This is a genomic window from Nocardiopsis listeri (assembly GCF_020741345.1).
Classification (GTDB): Bacteria; Actinomycetota; Actinomycetes; order Streptosporangiales; family Streptosporangiaceae; genus Nocardiopsis; species Nocardiopsis listeri_A.
Genome location: NZ_DYZD01000436.1, coordinates 22269 through 28654, shown reverse-complemented (window position 1 = coordinate 28654; position 6386 = coordinate 22269). Strand labels below are relative to the sequence as shown.

At 71.5% G+C, this 6386-nt stretch carries 8 protein-coding genes; 5 read left to right on the top strand and 3 right to left on the bottom strand.

What is annotated here, in order from left to right; translation table 11 throughout:
* A partial coding sequence (locus K8V84_RS23540; protein ID WP_304078738.1) for an inositol monophosphatase family protein occupies window positions 1-352 on the top strand: 352 nt, incomplete at its 5' end.
* Window positions 353-478: 126 nt separating this feature from the next.
* On the top strand, window positions 479-949 hold the full coding sequence (locus K8V84_RS23535) for a DUF1707 domain-containing protein (RefSeq protein ID WP_304078736.1): 471 nt from the start codon (window positions 479-481) through the stop codon (window positions 947-949).
* Between the two features lie 15 nt (window positions 950-964).
* On the opposite strand, the gene K8V84_RS23530 is transcribed toward K8V84_RS23535, so the two are convergent.
* Window positions 965-1459: a DUF3145 domain-containing protein gene (locus K8V84_RS23530; protein ID WP_304078734.1), complete on the bottom strand. Its 495-nt coding sequence runs from the start codon at window positions 1457-1459 to the stop codon at window positions 965-967.
* Between the two features lie 363 nt (window positions 1460-1822).
* Here K8V84_RS23530 and K8V84_RS23525 point away from each other — a divergent pair, with 363 nt between their 5' ends.
* From K8V84_RS23525 to K8V84_RS23515, 3 genes are all read left to right on the top strand, one after another.
* On the top strand, window positions 1823-2353 hold the full coding sequence (locus tag K8V84_RS23525; protein WP_304078733.1) for an RNA polymerase sigma factor: 531 nt from the start codon (window positions 1823-1825) through the stop codon (window positions 2351-2353).
* Window positions 2350-2742: a carboxypeptidase regulatory-like domain-containing protein gene (locus tag K8V84_RS23520; protein ID WP_304078732.1), complete on the top strand. Its 393-nt coding sequence runs from the start codon at window positions 2350-2352 to the stop codon at window positions 2740-2742. Before K8V84_RS23525 ends, K8V84_RS23520 begins: the two co-directional genes overlap by 4 nt.
* Before the next feature lie 185 nt (window positions 2743-2927).
* Complete coding sequence (locus tag K8V84_RS23515; protein ID WP_304078730.1) at window positions 2928-4862, top strand: CHAT domain-containing protein; 1935 nt, start codon at window positions 2928-2930, stop codon at window positions 4860-4862.
* 1 nt (window position 4863) lies between these two features.
* Here the strand turns inward: K8V84_RS23515 and K8V84_RS23510 are convergent, their stop codons facing one another.
* Together K8V84_RS23510 and K8V84_RS23505 are read right to left on the bottom strand one after the other, a co-directional pair.
* Entirely contained in the window at window positions 4864-5517 is a 654-nt protein-coding gene (locus tag K8V84_RS23510) for an MBL fold metallo-hydrolase (RefSeq protein ID WP_304078728.1), read from the bottom strand.
* Window positions 5518-5558: 41 nt separating this feature from the next.
* Window positions 5559-6377, bottom strand: a complete 819-nt coding sequence (locus K8V84_RS23505) for an enoyl-CoA hydratase-related protein (protein WP_304078726.1) — start codon at window positions 6375-6377, stop codon at window positions 5559-5561.
* Window positions 6378-6386: the final 9 nt, after the last annotated feature.

Here is a 6386-nt window from a genome sequence, read left to right as displayed (position 1 = left end):
CGCTCCCTCCCCTCCCGGTCAGGGGGTGCTCACCGACAACACCTCCGAGCCGGCGGGCATCGCCCGGCGGGTGTACGACCACTTCGGCTACGGCGAGTACCTGGAGAGCGGCAGCATCTCGCTGAAGCTGTGTCGGATCGCCGAGGGGGCCGCCCACCTGTTCGTCAAGGACGTTCCGGTACGCGATTGGGACGTGGCCGCGCCCGCGCTGATCCTGTCGGAGGTGGGCGGGCACCTGACCCGGTTGGACGGAGCTCCCTTCACCTATCGAGGCACCTACGAGCACACCGGCCTGGTGGGCGCGGCCGACCCCGCGACCTGTCGCGCGGTGTCGCGCTGGTTGCAGCTCTGACCTGCGGCGATATCGCCCCCGGAACGGCGCTGGAAAAGCGTGTGGAATCGACCCCTTCACGCTCTTTCGTGGCGGGGGCGCGCCACGTACAGTGTGGTCACCGACTCGCGCCTATGGGGGTGGGAAGTGGAGACCCAACGTCTGCCGCTGAACCGGATGCGCGCCTCTGACACCGAACGCGACCTCACCATCGACCGTCTGGCGGCCGCCTACGCGGAAGGCCGTCTGGACGACGACGAGTACGAGCGCCGTGTGGGTACGGCCCTGGTCGCGATCCGGGTCGGGGAGCTGCGATCCCTGACCTCTGACCTGCCCGTTCCCGTGGTCCCCGTCCCTCCTCCCCGGTTCTACAGCGGGCGCGTCCGCGACCCCCGGCCCGAGCCCGCGCACCGGCCACGGCGACTGCCGTGGGCGGAATGGGGCGAGGAATGGCGCTGGTGGCTGGGTGCCGGAGGGGTGCTCACCGGCCTGTGGGGTGCGACCAGCCTGTTGGGCGGCGAACTGATGCTGTACTGGCCGCTGGTCCCCCTGGGCATCTGGGCGGCGGTGCTGTTGGCCTCCACCATCTGGCCGGGCGACACCGAGCCGCCCTGCTGACCCCTCCCCCGGGGGTCAGCCGACGGCGTGCAGCCAGCGAACGGGCGCGCCGTCGCCCGCGTAACGGAAGGGTTCGAGTTCCTCGTCCCATGCCCGGCCGGTGAGCCGGTCGAGTTCGGCGGCCAGGTCGCCGCCGTCGACGGCGGCGGTCTCCATGGCCGCGCGCAGGCGTCCCTCGGGAACCAGGACCTCACCGGCGGCACTGGTGACGGCGGTGAACACGCCGAGGGTGGGCGTGTAGCTGTAGCGGACGCCGTCACAACCCGGTGACGCGTCCTCGGTCACCTCGAAGCGCAGGCGCTGCCACGCGTTCAAGGCGGAGGCCACCGCTCCGGCGGTCCCCGGCTTCCCCTGCCAGTTGAGCTCGGCACGGTGGTTACCGGGAGCGGCGGGTTGGGCGACCCAGTCGAGTTTCACGGGTACTCCAACGACACCCGCGACCGCCCACTCGACGTGTGGGCACAGCGCCGCGGGCGCGGAGTGGACGTACAAGACGCCACGTGCGGACACCGAACCTCCTGATACGAACGAGTGCGCTTCCCCGACGCCCTCGTATCACGAGAAGGTTACATACCCGCTGCATGCCTTTTGCCCCATTGTGCCCTATAGGCACTCTGGAAACCATCTCGCACACTGGACTTTTCCAGTGTTCCCCACGTGACCCGAACACCCAGGGATTACCGTGTGCCACAGGCGACGACAGGGAGTCCGATCATAGTGGGAGCGGGTGTGCCAGACCAGCCGTGCGAGGGCATCCACCGCGGCATCCCTCGCCGCAATAGGTCATATTCGGGCACTTCAGGGGATGTATCCCCCACCTTCGAGCCGGTTACGGCCACTTCCGGCCCCGCCCCTCGACCCGACGCCGAACTCGTGCTCGCCGCCTGCAACGGCGACGCCGGCGCCTGGGAGGAGATCGTGGATCGCCACCTGCCCGCCGTGAACCGCATCGCCCGGTCCTACCGGTTGCCCCGGCAGGACCGGGAGGACGCGGTGCAGACCGTCTGGCTCAACCTCAACCAGCACCTGCCTCGGCTACGTCACCCTCACCTGCTCAGGGCCTGGCTGATCCGGGTGACCCGCGATGTGTGCGGCCGTCAACGCGACCGGCTGCGGAAGCTGGTGCCGGTCGACCCGCACCGGCTGATCACCGGGTCCGGGCCCGCCCCCGTTCCCGACGTCGAAGACGTCTACCTGCGCAAGGAACGCCATGCCGAGCTGTACCGGGCCATCGACGCGCTGGGCCCGATCGACCGACGGGTCGCCCGACACTACCTGGACGACTCCCCCGACGCCGCGCCCCTCTCCCACCGCACCACCGCCAACGAGCGACGGAACCTGCTACGCCGGTTGCGCCGTTCCCTCGCCAGGACCGAACCGACGAAAGGCGTGCGTGACCCGTGAAGGACACAGAACCCGGCCGGGGCGCGGCGCTGGCCGCCTTCGACCGCTCCCTCGACCGGGCCCGCACGGCCCCCACCATCGTCGACTCCACCCCGTCACTCGTCCCGTCCCGCTCCGAGGCCGCCACGACGACGTTGTGCTTCCACCTCGATGACCTGAGGGTCGACCTGCGCCTGCGCGCGCACGGGGATCTGAGTTCGCTGTTCGGCCTGGTGATCGGCGACTTCGACCACGTGGAGGTGTGCCTGCGCCGACCCGAGGAGCACCTGCGCCTGTTCGTCCGGGGAGACGGCGCCTTCCACGCCGAAGGGCTTCGCCGGGGCCCCCTGGCTCTGACCATGGAGCGCCCGGGCCGGCTCCCCGTGGTCACCGACTGGTTCACCATCTGAATAGAGCCGAGCCGAAACGGGGCACGGTCCCGCCCGGAGCGCTCATACTCGGCCACCCTTTATCGGCATAGGTCCGGTTCGGTCCCACCTCGTTCGTCCACAGGTTGGCCGAGGGCACTCCCGCACGGCCCGAACCGCTGCTATCACTGGAGACGACCGGCCCCACTGGCGAAAGGCAGCCGGACGTGTTGTCCCCCAGCGCGACCTCCGACACCACCGCGACCCCGACCACCACCCGACCCCTCCTGGCCAGAGTCGCCGACGGGGTCCGGCTGGCCCGCGACGGACGTTTCGAGGACACCGTCACCCTGTTGGAGGACATCCGGAGCCGGCTGCGGGGACACCCCGCAGCGGACCTCGCCCCGGTGTTGCCAGGGGTGCTCACCGACCTTGGACTGGCCCAGGCCCTGTGCGGACGGTTCGGCCCGGCCAAGGATCACCTGCACGCGGCACGCGACCTGGCCGAGACCCGCGGGCTGCCGTTGCTCGGCACCGTGGCCCGACAGAACCAGGGCTGTCTGGCCCTGTACCGCGGTGACGCGCCGGGCGCGATCGGGATCTTCCTCGAACTCCTGCCGCTGGTACCGGCCGACCGGCAGGAGGCGCTGCGCGTGGACCTGGCCGAAGCCCTGCTCTGTGAGGGGCAGGTGGAGGAGGCCGGCCGCATCCTGGCCGAGGCACCCTGGAGGGAGGGGCCCACCGACACCGCCCGCACCCTGTTGGAGGCCAAGCTGCGCCTGTTGGAGGGCGATCACAAGGCGGCGTTGGCGCTGTCCCTGCGTGTGCGGCGGCACATCGGACGCGGGTCTTCCTGGTACGGCCTGACCCACCGGTTGGAACGGCTCGCCGAGCGTACCCACCGGGCCCGTCCCCTCGAACGCGCCCGTGAGGCGTTGGAGGTGCGCTCGCCCTCCACGGCGGTCCCGGCCACGAGCCCGCACGCCACCCGCGCGCTCGCCGCCCTCGCCGAACGCCTGCCCGCCCCGAACCTCCATGTCCGACCACGGACCGCACCACTACCGGGCGCGTGGTTGGAGGGCGGTTTCGGCGACCCTCACGTGATCCAGGCCGGGTTGGAGGGCGCGTTGGCGGTGGGCGACCCCGCGACGGCCCTGGAGTGGGCGGAGTTGACCCGAGCGGAGGTCTCACGCGACACCCTTGCCGCGACGGTCGACACCGAGACCGAGACCGACCTGACGGTGCCCCGTCGGCGCGCTCCGCGCGGCCCGGTGCTGGGAAGGCTGTTCGACACCCTGGGGGATCGGGCGTTCGTGCACTTCACCAGGGCGGGAGACCGAGCCGTCGCGCTGGTCGCGGTGGCGGGTCGGGTGCGCACCGCGTTCCTGGGTCCGCTGCTGCCCCTGCGTCGTCTCCTGGCCCGGATGCGGCACGAGTGCGAGGCCGAGCCCGTCGACGGATCGACCCCGGCCCTGACCGCCGTGGACGAGGCCCTGGTGGGCCCGGTGCTGCCGTTGACCGATGGGCGTCCACTCGTGGTCACCGGTGCCCCCTACCTGGACGATCCACCCTGGGGGCTGCTGCCGAGTCTGCGGGGTCGACCGGTCACGGTGGTCTCCGGGGCACGGTCCTGGTCGCGGAGGCGTTCCCCGAGGGGCGGGCGCGTGCTGTTGGCGGCGGCCGCCGAACCGGCCGGAGCGGGCGCGGAGGTCCGCGCGCTCGCCGGCACCTACCCGGGCGCCCGGGTACTGGAGCGGGCCCGACGGGATCAGGTCCTGGCGGCGCTCACCGACGCCGACGTGGCCCACCTGGCCGGGCACGGGCACACCGGCGAACGTTCGGCGCTGCTGTCCCGGGTGGAGCTGTCCGACGGCCCGCTGCTGGCCCGGGACCTGTTGCGGGCGCCCGCTCCGGCGGCGTTGGTCACCCTGGCCACCTGTTGGGGCGGCCGGGGTTTCCTCACACGCTCACCGGGCGGCTTCGCGGGCACCCTGCTGACGCTCGGCACGCGCACCGTGGTCGCGAGCCCGTTGCCGGTCTCCGACGAACGCACGGGTGCGGCCATGCGTCTGTTCCATCGCGCCCTGGCCGGTGGAGGCGACGTGTCCGAGGCGGTCGCCGACCACCTCGGACACGTGGGCTTTTGCTGCTACGTCGGCTGAGTCACCAGCCGCGCTCACCCCATTGGGACAGGTTCGGGCGCTCGGCGCCCAAGGTGGTGTCCTTGCCGTGGCCGGGGTAGACCCAGGTGTCGTCGGCGAGGGCCCCGAAGACACGCTCGGAGACGTCACCGAACAGGGTCCGAAAGTCCTCGTCGGACCAGGTCTTGCCGACCCCGCCCGGGAAGAGGCTGTCCCCGGTGAACAGGTGGGTGTGGCCTTCGGGGTCGTCGTAGCGCAGGGCGATCGAACCGGGTGTGTGCCCGCGCAGGTGGATGACGGTGAGCGCACAGTCCCCGACCATGACCGTGCTGCCGTGCGTGACGGGCTCGTCGACCGACACCGGCAGTTCGTCGGCGTCGTCGGGGTGGGCGACCGTGTGGGCGCCGGTCTGGCCGACGACCTCGGCCAGCGCCTGCCAGTGGTCCTGATGGCGGTGGGTGGTGACCACGCGGGCCAGCCCGTCCTCACCGATCATCTCCAGGATGCGGTCGGCCTCGGCCGCCGCGTCGATGAGGACGGCCTCCCCCGTGGCGCGGCAGCGCAGGAGGTAGGCGTTGTTGTCCATCGGGCCCACGGCCAGTTTGGTGATCGTCAGTTGCGGTAGTTCGCGCAGGTCGGCGGGGCCGCCGACCCTGGTATCTCCGGAGTAGCTCACCCGTCCATTGTGGCCTGTCATGGCGAGCGTGTGCACCCAGGTCACCGAGCCCAGTGCGGAGGGCGTTTCTCGAAGAAGGCGGCGCGTCCTTCGGCCGCGTCCTCTCCGGCGAAGAACTCGGCGGACAGTTCGCCCATCTGGGCGAAGGCCTCGCCGCGTCGGACGGGTGCGGCCTGGGCGCCACCGTTCAGCTCGCCGACGAGTTCCTTGGTGCGAGACAGCGCGCGTGGCGCCGCTCCGCGCAGCCCCCGCAGGATCGAGTCGATGGTGTCCTGCATCTCCCGGTCGGGCACGGCCTCGGTGATGAGCCCCGCCTCCGCCGCGGCCACGGCGTCGAACATCTCGCCGGTGAGGAAGTAGCGACTGAGTTGGCGCGAGTGCACGCGCGCGGACACGGGGACCGAGATGATCGCCGGGACGACGCCGATACGCACCTCGGTGAAGGCGAAGGTGGTGCTCTTGGGGGCCAGGGCGATGTCGGCGGCGGCGACCAGGCCGATGCCGCCGGCCCGGGCCGCTCCGTTGAGCACCGCGACGACGGGCTTGGGACCGCCCATGATCCGTTCGAAGATCTCGGGCAGTTCCGGGGCCGGTTCGACGGGTTCGCCCGCCAGGGCCGCCGCGATCTCCTTGAGGTCGGCGCCGGCACAGAACACCGGGCCGTTACCGGTGAGCACGATGGCGCGCACCTCGTCGTCGGCCATGGCGTCGGAGAGGGCCTTGGAGAGTTCGGAGCGCAACCGTGCGGAGAGAGCGTTGCGGTTGCGCGGGGAGTCGAGGGTGATCGTGGCGATGGCCCGGTCGACGCTCGACCTCACGAGCGGGGCGTCGGGGGTCGCGGAAGGCTGGTGCTGCGTCATCGCGAGCTG

Bases quoted from the DNA above. Each gene is read 5' to 3' on its own strand.
- K8V84_RS23505 (WP_304078726.1), bottom strand. From the start codon at position 6,377: ATGACGCAGCACCAGCCTTCCGCGACCCCCGACGCCCCGCTCGTGAGG.